Here is a 15,658-nt window from a genome sequence, read left to right as displayed (position 1 = left end):
GAGGCGTCCTCTCGAATTCTGCCGAGGCATCCCCTCGAATTCTTGAGAAGATTCACAGGGAGGCGGGGAGGCGGGGAGAAAAAAATCTGCAAATCCTCCCCGTCTCCCCGCCTCCCTGTTCAATTTCTCTGCTGAGAAGGGCTGCAAACCAGGGGATTCCGCAGGAAGCACGGGAGTCGCCCTCCGCCGCGTCATCGCGGAGCAGCGCTGACCGAGATCGCCTGTCACGGCGTCATCGCGGAGCAGCGCTGACCGAGATCGCCTGCCGCCGCGCGGAGGGACCGGGAGCCGGGACGCTCCTGCTCGCGGGGAGCTTCGGAGCGGCCGCGGCGCGCGCAGGGGTGCCGTGCTCGACGCGCCGGGCCTGATCCCGAGGCTCCTCGCGCTGGAGGCCCGCCGCCGGCCGCGGCGACGGCGAGAGCGACGCGGAGGGGGCCGCGGCCGCCGGGGAGGCCGGACCAGGGGGATCGACGCTGCCCGCCGCGGTCTCGGGTGCGTCCGCCGGGGATGGCCCGGTGGCGCGAGCCCCGGACCATCGCTCCGATGGCTCGGCTCTCTCCGGCAGCTCCGATTGCCCCGCGCGCCGCTCGCCGCTCACGAGCACCACGGCCACGAACGCCGCGGTCAGCGCCGCCGCCCCGAAGCCCGCCCTCGAGGGCGAGACCAGCCGCCCGAGCCGCGCCGACAGGGCGCCGCGCGGACGCCAGTCGACGAGCTCCATCTCCGCGGGGGCCGCCTCGACGCGCCACCTGCCCAGGGCCGCGGCAGCCTCGCTCGCCGCGGCAGCGCCGGCCGGCGCTGCCGCGGCCGGGCCGTCCGCCCCCCTGGAGGCCTCGCTCGGCGCCCCGGCGACGGCCGCCGCTTCGCCCGCCCTTCCCGGCGCGGCGGCCGCCTCGCTCGGCGCCCCCGCCGCGGCCGCCGCCCTCGGCACCTCGGGCAGCGCGGCGACCGGGAGCGGGTCCCCCCGGTAGAGCGCGATCACGACGCCCGCCGTCGAGGGACCGGAGGCCGGCGGGATCGAGCCGCCGTCCGCCGCGTCCGCGCCGTCCGGGAGGACGCGCGCGCTGGCCGGCGCGTCGCCGGGCCCCTCGCGGAGGACGCGCTGGATGCGCTCGATCAGCGGCTCGGCAGCCGGCGGCGCGAACGGGCGGAGCGCCAGCACCAGCTCGGCCACGTCGGGCCAGCGCCGGTCGCGGTCGCGCTCGAGGCAACGCAGGATGATCGGATCGATCTCCGGGGTGAGCCCGCGCCGGACCTCCGACGGCGGCGGCGGGACGAACTTGCCCCCGAGCACGAGCGAGACGGTCTCGACCGAGCGCGCATGCATGGGATAGCGGCCCGTGAGCAGGACGTAGAGCAGCGAGCCGATCGCCCAGATGTCCGCGCGCGCGTCGACGTCGCGCTGCCCGCGCATCTGCTCGGGCGGCATGTAGTGCGGGGTCCCGAGCATCTGGCCCGTGCTCGTCTGCGTCTCGCCGAACTCCGCCGACGCCGCGCCCGACACCGCGACCTTCGAGACGCCGAAATCGAGCACCTTGATGCACGGCGAGCCGTCGCGCGCGCGCGTCAAGAAGAGGTTGGCCGGCTTCACGTCGCGGTGCACGAGGCCGAGGGCGTGGGCCTCCGCGAGCGCGTCGCAGGCCTGGATCACGTAGAGCGTCGCCTCCTCGAGGGGCAACGGGCCCCGCTTCTTGCGGATGACCCGGAGATCGCGGCCGGCGAGGAACTCCATGACCAGGAAGGGGAGGCCGCCCGCGATCCGGCCGACCTCGTGCACCTTGACCGCGTGCTCGCTCCTGAGCCGCGCCGCGATCCGCGCCTCCCGGAGGAAACGCGCGCACATCTCCGGATCGGCGGCCGTGGACGGCAACAGCAGCTTGATGGCCCGGAGCTCGCCGAGCTCCACGTGCGTCGCGGCGACCACCGCGCCCATCGCGCCCCTGGCGAGCAGCCGGTTCACGCGGTACTTGCCCGCGATCAGGGTTCCGACCTCCAGCCCTTGGATCTCTTCCAGGCCGCGCATGTTCGAGACCTCCGACCGAGAGCGCCGCGCCGCGTTCTCCAGCATACCGTAGGCCCCCTGCGCGCGCGGCGCCCGCGGAGGCGCTCGCGTCGAATTCAGCGGCGTCGAAGAGCAACACCACCTGCGCGGCGCGACCGCGGGACCGCGCGCATTCGCTGCTTCATCCGGCCGGAGCTCACCACGGGCTCATCCACCGCGCGCGGCGCTCGCCTCGACAGCGGCGGAGCGGTGCCAAGAGCGGAGCGGTGCCGCCGACGCTCGCTCAGCCGCCGCCCTGCGCCCCGCCCGGCCTCTTGATCGCGACGGTCCGCCGCGCGCCGGCCGACTCGACCGTGAGCTCGACCTCGCCGCTCTTCCGGGTGCTCTGCAGCCAATAACGCAACGCGTTAAAGTTGGCGAGCGGCCTGCCGTCGACGGCGACCACCACGTCGCCGACGCGCACGCCCGCGGACGCCGCGGGGCCGGCGTCCTCCACGGCGACAACGACGGCGTCTCCGCTCGTCTTCAGCTCGCCTTCGAGCAGCGGGAAGATGGGCGCCGCGGTGAGCCCGAGCGCGCTCACCGTCCTCCGGTAGCTCTGCACGGCGGCGTCGAAGCTGTCCTTGCGCATGCGGTAGCGCGCGACCGCCACGACGGCGCCGTCACGCTCCTGGAAGCGCGCGTCGACGCGCTCGGGGGTCGCGAACGCGCCGACCTGCTTCAGGTAGCGGTTCGCCTCGGCCTCCGCCATGCCGGCGCGCCGCTCGCCGCCGCCGCGCGCCTGGAGGAAGGCGTACGCCTCCGACCCCGCGAGCGCCGGCGCCACGTTGCTCGCGAGCCGGGAGATCGCGTCGGCGCGTGCGACCGACAGCGCCGCCTCCCGGCTCTCGCCGGTGCCCTCGCCGACAACGAAGACAGCGTCGCCCTCGACGGCGAACGGGCGCTGCATCCAGGGGGGCATCTCCTCGGCCGGCAGCGCCGCGCGGCCCGCGCTCGCCGCGGAAGCCGCTCCTGCGCTCGCCGCGGAAGCCGCTCCTGCGCTCGCCGCGGAAGCCGCTCCTGCGCTCGCCGCGGGGCGCGGGCGACCCCAGCCCCGGATCGCGAAGGCCACGCTGAGGAGCAGCAGCGCCGCCGACACCCCGACCGCCGCGAACGCCCAGCGCGCGCCGGGGCCGTTCGCCGCCGACGCCTGCGCGGCCGAGCCCCGGGTCCGCGAGCGCGTCGACGGCGCCCCCCGCGCCGACGACGCCGCCGGCGACGACGCCGGCGACGACGTCACCCCCGGCGCCGACGGCGCTCCCGATGCCGACGCCGCCTCCGCCTCGGGGCGCCTCGCCGACGCCGCCGCGCCCGCCGCAGCGGCGGGGCGCATCGCCGCCGCGGCCTCCCCGGGCGCGGCGCGCGCCGGCTCCGGGGCCGCGGCGAGCCGCTTCAGCACCGGCAGGAGCGACGCGAACGAGAGCGGCGCGTTGCACCGCTTGCACGGCATGTACGGCTCCCGGCCCTCGAGCGCGGCCTGGGCAGCCTCCTTCACGTCGAGCAGCGTCTGCCTCGGCGCGCTGCACCGCTCGCAGACGCCGTCCACGAGCGCCGTGACCACCGCCGCCCGCAGCGGGGGCCTCGCCGAGGCGAGGTGATCGAGCAGCGCGACAGGACAGCCCTCGATCCGGATCGACGTCACCTCGTCGCCCAGCGCGCGGAGCGACAGCTCGAGCGCCCTCACCCCCTCGGGCGTCGCCCCCGCCGCGCCCGCGAGATCGAGCACCAGGTCGCCCTCGATCCCGTCGAGCGCGCGCTTCCACCGGACCTGCGCGTCGAGGTTGCAGCGCACGCGGATGCGCGTCCCGCGCTCGTCCACCGTCTTCTCGATCGCCTCGTGCGCGCCGGCGTCGAGCCGCGCGATCTCGTCGAGCGCCACCCGCACGTCGTGCGGGAGCTGGATCCCCGCGTGGCTGACCGCGAACGCGAAGTAGCTCTCGGCGTCGTCGTCGAACACCGCCGCCCCGCCGCAGCGCGGGCAGGGGCTCGCGGGCGGCTCGTGCGTCCTGACCACGCGCGCGTCCCGGTCGCAGTCGAACAGCCGATCGAAGGCGTGGCCGCAGCGCTCGCACCGGTACGGGCCGTAGAAGGACACGACGCGCCCGTCGCCGAAGAACCGGCGGATCATGCTGACCTGGTTCACGAGCGGCTCGGTGCAGCGGGCGACGTAGATCTCGGACGCGTTCAGCGAGACCTCGGCCAGCATCGCCATCCACTCGCGCACGCCGAACGACGTGACCCGCTGCACGCCGCCGAGATCGAACAGCACGCGGCCGGTGATGCCCCGCGCGACAGCGAGCCCCTGGAGCTCCTCGGTCATCCGCCCCGACATCGAGACGATCAAGAGGTCGCCCAGCCTGCGCCGGGTCACCGTGAGCGCGCGGGGCGCGTGCCCGTGCGCGCCCTCGGGCTCCGCCTCGACGAGGGTGTCCGGCGACGACGACAGCGACGGGTGCCGCCTGGAGCGCGGCGGCGGCGGGTCGGCGTCGCGCGCCGCCTCGATCCGCGACGCAGAGGAGAAGAGCGGCGCCGACCGCTTCGTCGCCGCCCCGCCGGGGCGCTCGGTCGCGCGGAGGCTCGACGGCGAGGCGGCGGCGTCGCTCTCGCCCGCGAAGGAGTCGTCGTTCTGTATCGACGCCTGCTTCTCGACGATGTGCGACAGGAGCTCCGACTCCGAGGCGAGCGCGCCCCGCCAGGCCTCCACCCGCTGGCCGAACAGCTCCGACATGAACGACGACAGCGCGAGCGCCGAGGTCGCCAGCCGCTGCTCCCGCGCGAAGGCCTCGAGGTCGATCTGCAGATCCCGGGCCGTCGCGTAGCGCTTCTCCCGGTCGCGCTCGAGGCACCTGAGCACGATGCGCTCCAGCTCCGGCGGGTAGTCGCTGCTCACCTGGCTCGGCGGCATCACCGGGTCCTCGACGATCGCCCGCATCAGCTCGAACTCGGTGGCGCCGCGCCGGAACAGCCGGCTGCCCGTCGACATCTCGTAGAGCAGGATGCCCACCGAGTAGATGTCGCTCCGGCGATCGAGCTTCTCGCTCGTGCACTGCTCGGGCGACATGTACGGGACCTTGCCCTTGAGCGCGCCGTCGCGCGTCTCGTTGACCCGGTTCGCCGCCTTCGCGATCCCGAAGTCGAGGATCTTCACGGCCCCGTCGTAGGTGACGAACACGTTGTGCGGGGACACGTCGCGGTGGACGATGTCGAGCGGCTTGCCGTCGAAGCCGACCTTCTCGTGGGCGTAGTGCAGCCCGGCCGCGACGCCGGCCGCGATCGTGATCGCGTGCTCGACCGGCATCCGCCGGTTCGCCGTCCTGAGCGACTTCTTGATCGTCCGGAGATCCTCGCCGTGGAGGTACTCCATGGCGATCACCGGGACGCCGTCGACCTCCTCGATGTCGTACATCTGGACCAGGTTGGGGTGGTCCAGGGTCGCGGCGATGCGCGCCTCGTCGAGGAACATCCGCACGAACTCGGGGCTGTCGGCGAGGTGCGGGAGGATCTGCTTGACGACGCAGATCTTCCGCACGCCCGAGATGCCCGCGACGGAGGCGACCCAGATCTCGGCCATGCCGCCCATGCCGATCTTCTTGAGCAGGCGGTACCTGCCGAGCGTCGTGGGGCGGCGCGACGCGGCGCTCCTCGGGCCGGCGGCGTGGCGCTCGCTCATGCGCCCGCCTCCGCGGCGCGGGCCGGCAGCGTCACTCGTCCGGGAGCACGGCTGGCGGTCATGGTGCTCATCGAGGGTCGGCGACCTGGGACTTCGCGAAGCGCACGCTGCGGCGCGCGCCGCGCGACTCGATCTGGAGCGATACCGTACCACCGGGCGCGGTGCGCGCCCACGCGTCCGCCGTGGCCTTCCCGAAGGCCTCCACGGACTGGACAGCGCGATCGTCGACCGAGAGGACGATGTCCCCCGCGGCGATCGCCGGATCCGCGCCGCGCCGGGGGCGCTCCACCGCGACGACGACGAGGTCGCCGGCGGTGCGGACGCCCGCCGCGAGCCGGGGGAAGAGGCGCGCCACGGTGAGCCCCTGGAACGTGGCCGTCCGGCGGTAGCTCTCCGCGGCCGCCTCGAAGCTCGGCCGGGGCAGCTTGTAGCGCGCGAAGGCGACGACGCCGCCGCCCTCCCGCCGGACGATGGCGTCGACGCGCTCGGGCGTCGCGAACGATCCGACCTGGGCGAGGTAGCGCCCGGCGACGCGCTCGGCGACCTCGGCGCGCGGCTCCGAAGGGGGCTCGTCCGGCGGCTGCGCCGCCAGGAGCTCGGCGACGGGGGCGCTGGAGAGCTCGCCGGCGAGGCCGGACGCGAGGCGCTCGATCGCGCTGTTGCGCGCCGCGGCGAGCGCCTCCGCCTCGCTGGCCGCGGGGCCGCCGCGGCCGACGGCGAGGACGATGTCGCCCTCGATGACGAACGGCCGCTCCACCCACGGGGGCGGGAGGTCGTCGATCGACGACCAGCCCGAGGGCGCCCGGCCGCTCGCGGGCGGCGCCGGCGCGCGCGCGGGCGTCGCGGAGGACGCGGGCATCGCGGCGGACGTGGGCGGCGGGGCGGCGGGCGCGGGGGACGCGGCGGCTCGCGCGGCCTCGGCCCCGGCGGGCGGCGCGGCGGGGGTCCGGCCGCCGCGAAAGGACGCGAAGAGGACGGCCACGAGCGCGACCGCCGCGAGCAGCGCGAGGAACGCCGCGCTCGCGCCCGCGCCGGCGGGCTGCTGCGACGACGCGGACGCGAGCGCGGCCGGCGGCTGCGGCGACGGCGCGGGCGCGGCCGGCGGCTGCGGCGACGGCGACGAGCTCGCCTGCAGGGGGGCAGGCGGCGGGGCCGAGGGCGGGCGCGCGGCGTGGGCGCCGAGCAGGTAGAGCAGCGAGCGGGAGCCGTCGAAGGCGAGCGGCGCGTTGCAGCGCTTGCAGGTGGCGCTCGGGTCGTGGCCGCTGCGGAGCAGGTCGGCCTGCCGGTCGACCTCGACGAGCGCGGCCCGGATCGCGCCGCACGACGCGCAGCGGCCCTCGACGACCGCGGACTCGACGCGCGCGAGCTGCGGCCAGGTGGGGCTCGCCATGCGCTCGGCGAGCAGCCGGGGACAGCCCTCGATGCGGACCGCCTCGACCGCGCCGTCGAGCTTGCGGAGCGCCGCCTCGAAGCGCGCCGCGCCGTCGGAGGTGACGCCGGGGACGCTGCTCAGGTCGAAGACGACCTGGCCCTCGAGGCCGTCGATGATGCGGCTCCAGCGGAGCGAGGCGGTCATCCTGCTCCCGACCTTGAGCCGCGTGACGCGCCCATCGACCGACTTCTCCACCGCGTCGCCGCCGACAGGGTCGTCGCCCTTCTCGAGCTCGATCAGGATCGACCGCACCTCCGGCGGGATCGCGCCGGCGCCGTGCTGCGCGACGAACCCGAAGTAGGTGGGCGCGTCGTCGTCGAAGGCGCCGGCGCCGCCGCAGCGAGGGCACACGGCGTCGGGCGGCTTGCCCTCGGCGAGCGAGGCCGCGTCGTGGGCGCAGTCGACGAGCCGCTCGAACTGGGCGCCGCACGACTCGCAGCAGTAGGGCGCGTAGAACGAGACGACCTGCCCGCTGCCGGCGAACCGCCGGATCATGCTGATCTGGTGGATGACCGGCTCGGAGCAGCGCGCGAGGTAGAGGGCGCGGAGCCGGGGCTGGGCCGCCTGGATCATCTGGAGCCACTCGCGGACGCCGAACGAGGTGATGCGCTCGACGCCGGCGAGGTCGAGCAGGACCTTGCCGTCGAGCTCCCTGGCGAGCGCCGCGCCCTTGAACGACTCGGTCATGCGCCCGGCGAGCCGGACGACGAGGACGTCGCCGACCTTGCGCCGGTCGAAGACGAGGCTGTCGTGGCGGCCGGCGGCGCCGGCGGGCGGCACGCTCCGCGTCGGCGCGGCGCGCTGCGCCGGGAAGGGCGGCGACGACGACGACCGGTCCACGGCGGTGGGCAGGCGCCCCGACGAGACAGGCCCCGAGGCGGGCCCGGAGAGCAAGGGGCGCGACGCGCGGTGGCCGTTGGCCGGCACCCGGATGGTGGGCCGCGCCTCCTCGCCGTCGTGCGCGGTGCGCGGCGTCGGCGCGGCGCGCTCGGCGCGCTCGGCACGCCCGGCGTCGTCGAGCCTCGGCAGCGGCGTGAGCGACTCGGAGAGGACGGTGAGGGTCATCGTCTGGTTGTGCAGGTCGCAGTGGCCGGTCGCGTAGGGCGAGATCTCGCCGTACGAGTAGAACCCCGTCACGCGCGTGCCCTTCGGCAGCACGTCCAGCACCGCCTCCACCTCCTCCTCGGCCCGGTCCCCGAGCACGATCCGCCGGCCCACGCAGCTGATCGCGATCGCCAGCGCGCTGTCGCCCGCCGCCCTCCCCGCCTCGCTCGCCGAGCGCGCCGCCTGCTCCGCGCCCCCGATCAGCCGCTCGAAGTCCGCCTTCATCAGCTGCACGAGCTGACCCTCCGGCACGTCCCCCGCGAACGTCATCGACTGCGCCTCGTGGTCGACCGCGAGCACCGTCCGCACCAGCGCCTTCTCGTCCTGCGCCGTCGCCCGCAGCGCCAGCGGGAACAACAGCGCCGACGCCGGCAGCTCCGCCGCCTTGTCCCCGAGGTACTCCTTGTACAGCGACAGCGCCGGCCGACCGTCGAGCTCGTACAAGACGTTCCCCGACGAGCGCGTGATCACACGCTCCGGACCGAACTTGTCCCAGCCCCCCTTCGAGCCGTGCTGGATCACCACGTGCTCGCCGTACAGCCCCACGGCCGCGACCACCCCGCTGCGCACCGTGTCCCCGAGGCACACCCACGTCCGCTGGAACCGCGTCCCGTCCCCCGACAGCCCGCCCACCACCACCACCGACTCGGGCAGCACCGCGTTCAGCCCGCGCACGAGCTGGCTGCCGTTCACCCCGAGCCCCTCCGACAGCACAAGCACGCCGCGCAGCCCCCGCCGCTCCAGCTTCCGCGCCAGCGCCTGCCCCGCTGCGAACGAGTCCGACGCGCTCGACACCTCCACCTGCGCCGTCGCCAGCGTCGTGCGCTCGAACCGCGCCACCGCCACCGTCAGCGTCCCGTCGCACACCGACGTGCCCGCGATCTCCCCCGCGCTCGAGCACCCCACCATGTGCGACCGCGGGTACGCCCGCCGCAGCTCACGGATCGCGCCGGGATCGTCCAGGAACTCCGGCGCGCCGAACGCCAGCACCAGCGTCCGGTCGCTGTCGAGCGCGGGCAGCGCGCGCACCGACCACCGGCCCGTCTCGCGCGAGAAGGAGAACGTCTCGAGCCGCATCCCGCTCGACGCGCTCGACGCGGGAGACAGCGGGTCGAAGCTGGTGTCGGACGCGATCTCGATCTCCTCGAACTCGGCCATGCCGCCCGCCGGCTGCGCGACGACGCGCGCGGCCACCTCCGGCGGCCGCTTCGCGGCGCGCGGCCGCCGCTCGCGCGGGCCATCGCCCCGCGCGAGCAGCGTGAGCGACTCGGAGAGGACGGTGAGGGTCATGGTCTGGTTGTGCAGGTCGCAGTGGCCGGTCGCGTAGGGCGAGATCTCGCCGTACGAGTAGAACCCGGTCACGCGCGTGCCCTTCGGCAGCACGTCCAGCACCGCCTCCACCTCCTCCTCGGCCCGGTCCCCGAGCACGATCCGCCGGCCCACGCAGCTGATCGCGATCGCCAGCGCGCTGTCGCCCGCCGCCCTCCCCGCCTCGCTCGCCGAGCGCGCCGCCTGCTCCGCGCCCCCGATCAGCCGCTCGAAGTCCGCCTTCATCAGCTGCACGAGCTGACCCTCCGGCACGTCCCCCGCGAACGTCATCGACTGCGCCTCGTGGTCGACCGCAAGCACCGTCCGCACCAGCGCCTTCTCGTCCTGCGCCGTCGCCCGCAGCGCCAGCGGGAACAACAGCGCCGACGCCGGCAGCTCCGCCGCCTTGTCCCCGAGGTACTCCTTGTACAGCGACAGCGCCGGCCGACCGTCGAGCTCGTACAAGACGTTCCCCGACGAGCGCGTGATCACACGCTCCGGACCGAACTTGTCCCAGCCCCCCTTCGAGCCGTGCTGGATCACCACGTGCTCGCCGTACAGCCCCACGGCCGCGACCACCCCACTGCGCACCGTGTCCCCGAGGCACACCCACGTCCGCTGGAACCGCGTCCCGTCCCCCGACAGACCGCCCACCACCACCACCGACTCCGGCAGCACCGCGTTCAGCCCGCGCACGAGCTGGCTGCCGTTCACCCCGAGACCCTCCGACAGCACAAGCACGCCGCGCAGCCCCCGCCGCTCCAGCTTCCGCGCCAGCGCCTGCCCCGCTGCGAACGAGTCCGACGCGCTCGACACCTCCACCTGCGCCGTCGCCAGCGTCGTGCGCTCGAACCGCGCCACCGCCACCGTCAGCGTCCCGTCGCACACCGACGTGCCCGCGATCTCCCCCGCGCTAGAGCACCCCACCATGTGCGACCGCGGGTACGCCCGCCGCAGCTCACGGATCGCCCCCGGGTCGTCCAGGAACTCCGGCGCGCCGAACGCCAGCACCAGCGTCCGGTCGCTGTCGAGCACGGGCAGCACCCGCACCGACCACTTCCTGGTCTCCCGGTCGTAGTGGAACGTCTCGAGGATCATGGGGGCTCCTCGCCCCCAGGCTACAGCACGCGGGCGACGACGAGGGTCATGTCGTCGTCGATCGATCGCTCGCCGCGGAACCTGGACACCGCCTCGACGATCGCGTCCCGCGCCTCCTCGGGCGCGGAGCTGGCCACGCTGTGGAAGAGCGCCCGCAGCCGCCGCTCGCTGAACTGCTCGCTCGCCTCGTTCTCACACTCGGTGACGCCGTCGGTGAACCAGAGGAGGGCGTCGCCGCCCTCGAGGGTGACGGTGCTCGCCGTGAACTCGGCCGAGCTCGCTGCGCCGAGCGGCGCGCCCTCCGAGGTGAGCTGGCGGACGGCGCTGTTCCTCACCAGGTAGGGGAACGGGTGGCCGGCGTTCGCGATGGTCAGCGAGCGGGCCCCGGGATCGAAGATGCACACGGCGCACGTCATCAGGTACTTCTGCTGCCCGGCCTCGAAGATCGAGCAGTTCATGACCCGGAGGATCTGCGCGGCGCTGAGCTCCTCGCCCCCGAACGTGCGCGCGATGTCGCAGGCGGCCTTCGCCGCCCCCGTGATGATGGCGGACGAGATGCCGTGCCCGGTCACGTCGCCGATGACCGTGAGCAGCCGGCCGTCCGGCAGGTCGTGGAAGGTCCACCAGTCGCCGCCGCACTCCGCCGCGGGCTGGAAGTGGCTCGCGAGCCGCAGGGAGCGGCGCTCGATGACGTCGTCGCTCGGCACGAGCATCTGCTGGACGGCGCGCGCGACCTCGAGCTGCTTCTTCAGCGAGGCGCGCTCCGCGGTGTCGTAGAGGAGCTGCACGAGCCGGTCGCCGAGCCCGACGAGCTGGACGCGGACCTCGTGGATCGCCTCGTCCGAGCCGCTCGCCCCGGCGCCGCCCTGGGCCGCGCTGCCCAGCGAGAGCAGCTCGGCGAGCTTCGCCGCGAAGCGCCGCTTGGCCGTCGAGATCGTCGAGGTGACCTCGATCGGCATCGACGGCTCGACCTGCGAGCTGGCGGCGTCGTGGAAGAGGGTGAGCGCGTCGCCGATCGCCACGACGACGCTGCGCAGGCGGTCCCGCTCGGCGAGGAGCTGGCGGTGGAGCGCGCCCATCTCGTTCGTGGAGAGGTCGAGCGAGCGCGTGAGGAGGCTCCGGTCGTCGGCGACGTGGCGGTAGTGCTCGCTGATCCGCGCGACGACCTTGTGCCAGGTCTCCCGGTCGGGCGGCTCGCTGAGGTCGTCGAGCCCGAGGCGCCGGAGCTGCCGGGCGAGGAGCGGATCGATGTCAGCCACGGCGACCTCCCCGGCCGGGCCGCGCGGCGCGCGCGTGCGCGACCGCGGGCCCGCGCGTCGGCGCGCTGCCGCGCGTCGGCGCGCCCCCGCGCGTCACCGCGCCCCCGCGCGTCACCACGCGCTCCGCTCCAGCGTCTCCATCGCGGGCGTGGAGCGCTCGAAGTAGTGGATCGACGCGGGCAGCGAGCGGAACTCGCGCGGGTTCACGTCGAGGTCCCAGAACGACGTGACCGTTGTCGAGGCGGCGGGCGAGACGTCGACGACGAGCACCGCGCCGGCCGCGTAGATCTTGAGCATGCCGAGGCCGGCGCCGCCGCGCGAGGTGTCGAGCACGGGGGTGCGGGCGGAGTCCGCGCCGCGCGCGCTCAGGCCGCGGGTGATGCCCTCGAAGACGTGGTGCCGCCGGAGGGCGCCGAACGGGTCGTGGGCCTGGAGCGCGATGTGCGCGCCGTCGGCGCCGAGCCGCAGCGTGGGGATCTCGCTCTCCTCGAGCACGATGTCGCACCGCCGATCGTGCGTGTAGCGCGGGCGCCCGCCGGCATCGACGGGCGCGTCGTACATGGCGTTCATGAGCAGCTCGTGCGCGAGCGCGGCGAGCCGCTCGGCGACGCGCGCGGGGGCGCCGGCGCGCTCGGCCCACTGCGCGACCTCCGCGACGGTCCGGTCGCGGTCGTCGCTCGTGCGGGGGCGCCACTTCACGATGGTGGCGCCCCAGGCGAGCAGGTCGGAGAGGCGCGGCGGGGGCGCGAGCGGCTTGAGGATGCGCCGGACGGCGAGCGCGATCTCCCACGGCCGCGGCATGGAGGCGAAGCTCGGCCAGCCGACGATGCTGGAGAGCCGCGGCTCCCCGAGGGCGGCCTCGAGGACCGCGTCCGTGTTGCCCGAGGTCCACACGAGCAGGTGCATGCTCGGGTAGCGCTCGGCCGCCCACTCGAGCGCGAGGTCGAGGTCGGCGGCGTCGCAGCCGAGCAAGAGGGGCCGGTCGGACAGTCGCGCGCGCAGCTCGCCCGGATCGCCGGCGACGGGGACATCCTGCATGCCGGCGGCGGCGGACATGACGCGGGCGATGCGCTGGCCGACGACGCGGTTCCGCTCGAGCACGGCGATCGTCGCTTTCGGGGCTGAATCGCTCAAGGGGTCACCGCGGGAGGGGCGCCCCGCGAGGACGCGGGGGGCAGAGGATTACACCACGGTTCGCGGGCGGGAGGCGGCGGGAAGCGGGCCCGGGGCGGAGCGGAGGCGGGGCACAACAGCGGACCGCGGGAGCGCAAGCCCCGGGAGCGGCGTACCAGGGACGAACTTGGGCTTCTTCCCTGGTTGTGCGGAACTAGCGGCGGAAAGCAGAACGATTTCAGCATGTTCCTGCTCGTCATCGGTCGGGCCCTGTTCCGGCGTGGCCCAACGCGGGCCCAACCGAACGCCTTCGGGCACCCCTGCGTCCGCCGTGGCCGAAGTGACAACGTTGCCCCGGGTCAGCGCCAGGGCGAGCGGCGCCGAGGCGAGGGAGACCTCGTCGCTCGTCGAGCGCGCATCCGGCTCCTCGGACGCGGGACCGTCTCCCGCTACCGAGCCGCCCTTGTCGGCCAGCTCGGGCAGCGCCTCGTCCAGGGGGGCGAAGTCGCCCAAGGCGAGCTCCGCGACCTTGCGCGCAGCGCGCTTGTAGTTGTGGATCTGGTCGCTCGAGCTGTGGCCGGTCCGATCGGAGATCCACGTCTCCGTGCGGCCGGCTGCGAGCTTGACCGTGATGAAGGTCGCACGCGTGTCGTGCAAGCGGATGTTCAGCCTCGCCTCCGTGGTCTCGAACAGCTCAGGCCGATCGATTCCGGCGCGGCGAAGGTGATCTCTGAAGTTCTTCGCCCCGTTGTGCCCCGGCAAGGCGTTGCCCCACTTCCCGACGAAGACGCGTACCTTGTCCGGGCAGATCTCGCGCCACTTCCGGAGCGCACGCACCACGTCCGGCGAGAGCGCCCACGCGCGGGGATCGTCCGTCTTGTTCTCGTCAAGAACTACGGCTCCCCGGTCGAGGTCCAGATCCGACCATTCGAGTCTGCCGGCCTCATCAGCTCGCATGCCTCCCGGTCGAGGAAGCCGTAGTAGATGCGGAAGCACAGGGGGATCGCCTTGCACCGCATCAGGCGATGGTCCTCGTCGGGGTAGAGATACCCCTTTGCCTTCTCACCATCGGCTTTGGGGATCCACCCCCGCGGCAAGGGATTGCTACTGATGATGCGTGCCGGATACGTCGCGAGTGCCAATATACGATGGATGATTTGCGCGATCTTTTGACGCGTTCCGGGCTGCAAGTGCCCTGGAAGCAAGGACATCGCGTGATCGGCGTGGTCGAGCGTGAAGCGTACGAGAGGGACGGGACCGAGCACGTCGAGCACGTGAGCGAGTCTCGTTCTATAATTGTCCGCGCTTTGAATCGCCTTCACATGATCCGGATACTGCTCGGCGAGCTCCCCGGATAGAACCCGCTCCGCGAATTCGGCGAACGTCGTTTCGCCTGTTGCGCGGGCCCGCGCTTCGCCCCGGCACAGATGGTCGATGGCGAGCCGGACATCGCGGAGCGCGTTCCCCTCGCGCGCGGCAGCCTGCTCCAGCAGGGGCACGCCGAGCACGACCTGTCCCGCAGCGATCAGGCGCCCGGCCAGCTCGGCCAGCACCTCGCGCCGCGCGTTGGCTTCGTGCTCGGTCCGGCACGCCGGCAAGCTGAACGTGCGTCGGCCGGCCCTGCCGAGGCTGAGGCGCGCGGTCCACGTTTTCCCGCGCAGCCGCACGGAACCGGAGCCGTTGGCGCGCTTCTCTGCTGCGCGAGCCGCCGACTGTGGGCGCTTCATCGAGTCCGGCGAGGCCGCGTCGGGCGCGGCTGTATCCGCCACCGGAGAGGGGCGCCCGCCAGGGCGGCTCGAACGCAATCGCCGGTCGGTCGACGCCGGTGCAGGGGATGAGGCAGTGGACGAAGCCGAGCGCTTGGCGCGCGCCCGTCGCTGGGGTACGTCGGTCATGGGTCGGTCTCCGGTGATGCGGGGGTCGATCAAGGGCCCGTCCGGCGTTCCCAGCGCCGAGCGGGCCCGCTCTACTTCGGCGGCAGCCTACCACGGCTCGCGTCTGCGGGAGGACGGCTCGCTCGGCCGTTACGGGCGCACGGGACGGGTTCGAGGCCGGCAGCCGCCAGCACGGCGGCAACCCGCGTGCGCTCATCCGCCTCCGCCGTACGGCGTGATTCCGGCTCACTGGCCATCGCTTGGAGGTAGGTCACGAACGCCTCGCGGTGGACCAGGCGCAGCTTGCCGAGCTTCGTGATCGGCACCGGGAAGCCCGGCGCGCGGATCGTATCGAGGAAGACCCGCGGCGGGATGCCGGTGACCGACTCGATGTTCTTCTGCGAGAGCATCTCCGGCTGCGGCGCCGTGATGGTCAGCCCGTCCAGCGGGATCGCGAACGTCGCGATGGCCGTGGCCGTAGGGGTGCTCACACTGGGCCTTCGTGACCCGCCGACGGGTGTCTCCCGGATCGTCCGCTCGAACGGGCGCATGCCGTTGTCGGCCTGACGAAGAGCAAGTTGTGCCGAACCACGGGCGAGAGCCGCGGATGCCATGCCGTTCCTCCGTCCGTCTTGATTCGTGAGCAACCGTGACCGACGCCGCCGGAAGGTGCCCGAAAAGGTAGTTCTGCGGCCAAGGTAGTTCGACGCGAACTACCGTGGTACGCGCCCGGCAAAATCAGTACGTCGTGTCGCGGGG

At 74.0% G+C, this 15,658-nt stretch carries 8 protein-coding genes; all 8 read right to left on the bottom strand.

Annotated elements, in window-relative coordinates; genetic code table 11:
• Window positions 1-232: 232 nt before the first annotated feature.
• Window positions 233-2,023, bottom strand: a complete 1,791-nt coding sequence (locus tag WME76_RS41240) for a serine/threonine-protein kinase (protein WP_437957639.1) — start codon at window positions 2,021-2,023, stop codon at window positions 233-235.
• A 262-nt stretch (window positions 2,024-2,285) separates the two neighbouring features.
• Window positions 2,286-5,711: a protein kinase domain-containing protein gene (locus WME76_RS41235; RefSeq protein WP_437957638.1), complete on the bottom strand. Its 3,426-nt coding sequence runs from the start codon at window positions 5,709-5,711 to the stop codon at window positions 2,286-2,288.
• Window positions 5,712-5,778: 67 nt separating this feature from the next.
• On the bottom strand, window positions 5,779-10,653 hold the full coding sequence (locus WME76_RS41230) for an FIST N-terminal domain-containing protein (RefSeq protein WP_437957637.1): 4,875 nt from the start codon (window positions 10,651-10,653) through the stop codon (window positions 5,779-5,781).
• Between the two features lie 20 nt (window positions 10,654-10,673).
• Entirely contained in the window at window positions 10,674-11,912 is a 1,239-nt protein-coding gene (locus WME76_RS41225; protein WP_437957636.1) for a PP2C family protein-serine/threonine phosphatase, read from the bottom strand.
• A 111-nt stretch (window positions 11,913-12,023) separates the two neighbouring features.
• Complete coding sequence (locus WME76_RS41220) at window positions 12,024-13,013, bottom strand: hypothetical protein (RefSeq protein WP_437957635.1); 990 nt, start codon at window positions 13,011-13,013, stop codon at window positions 12,024-12,026.
• Between the two features lie 81 nt (window positions 13,014-13,094).
• On the bottom strand, window positions 13,095-13,982 hold the full coding sequence (locus tag WME76_RS41215; RefSeq protein WP_437957634.1) for a tyrosine-type recombinase/integrase: 888 nt from the start codon (window positions 13,980-13,982) through the stop codon (window positions 13,095-13,097).
• The gene (locus tag WME76_RS41210) at window positions 13,919-14,752 is read right to left on the bottom strand and encodes a hypothetical protein (RefSeq protein WP_437957633.1); all 834 of its coding nucleotides are present in this window, start codon (window positions 14,750-14,752) and stop codon (window positions 13,919-13,921) included. Before WME76_RS41210 ends, WME76_RS41215 begins: the two co-directional genes overlap by 64 nt.
• A 239-nt stretch (window positions 14,753-14,991) precedes the next feature.
• Window positions 14,992-15,513, bottom strand: a complete 522-nt coding sequence (locus tag WME76_RS41205; protein WP_437957632.1) for a hypothetical protein — start codon at window positions 15,511-15,513, stop codon at window positions 14,992-14,994.
• Window positions 15,514-15,658 lie beyond the last annotated feature (145 nt).

Origin of the sequence: Sorangium sp. So ce119, from assembly GCF_051524405.1 — a bacterium.
Taxonomy (GTDB): domain Bacteria; phylum Myxococcota_A; class Polyangia; order Polyangiales; family Polyangiaceae; genus Sorangium; species Sorangium cellulosum_G.
Note: the sequence above shows the minus strand (reverse complement) of the source record. Positions and strands in the feature narration are given on the sequence as shown.

Bases quoted from the DNA above. Each gene is read 5' to 3' on its own strand.
- WME76_RS41240 (WP_437957639.1), bottom strand. From the start codon at position 2,023: ATGCGCGGCCTGGAAGAGATCCAAGGGCTGGAGGTCGGAACCCTGATC.
- WME76_RS41235 (WP_437957638.1), bottom strand. From the start codon at position 5,711: ATGAGCGAGCGCCACGCCGCCGGCCCGAGGAGCGCCGCGTCGCGCCGC.
- WME76_RS41230 (WP_437957637.1), bottom strand. From the start codon at position 10,653: ATGATCCTCGAGACGTTCCACTACGACCGGGAGACCAGGAAGTGGTCG.
- WME76_RS41215 (WP_437957634.1), bottom strand. From the start codon at position 13,982: ATGCGAGCTGATGAGGCCGGCAGACTCGAATGGTCGGATCTGGACCTC.
- WME76_RS41210 (WP_437957633.1), bottom strand. From the start codon at position 14,752: ATGAAGCGCCCACAGTCGGCGGCTCGCGCAGCAGAGAAGCGCGCCAAC.
- WME76_RS41205 (WP_437957632.1), bottom strand. From the start codon at position 15,513: ATGGCATCCGCGGCTCTCGCCCGTGGTTCGGCACAACTTGCTCTTCGT.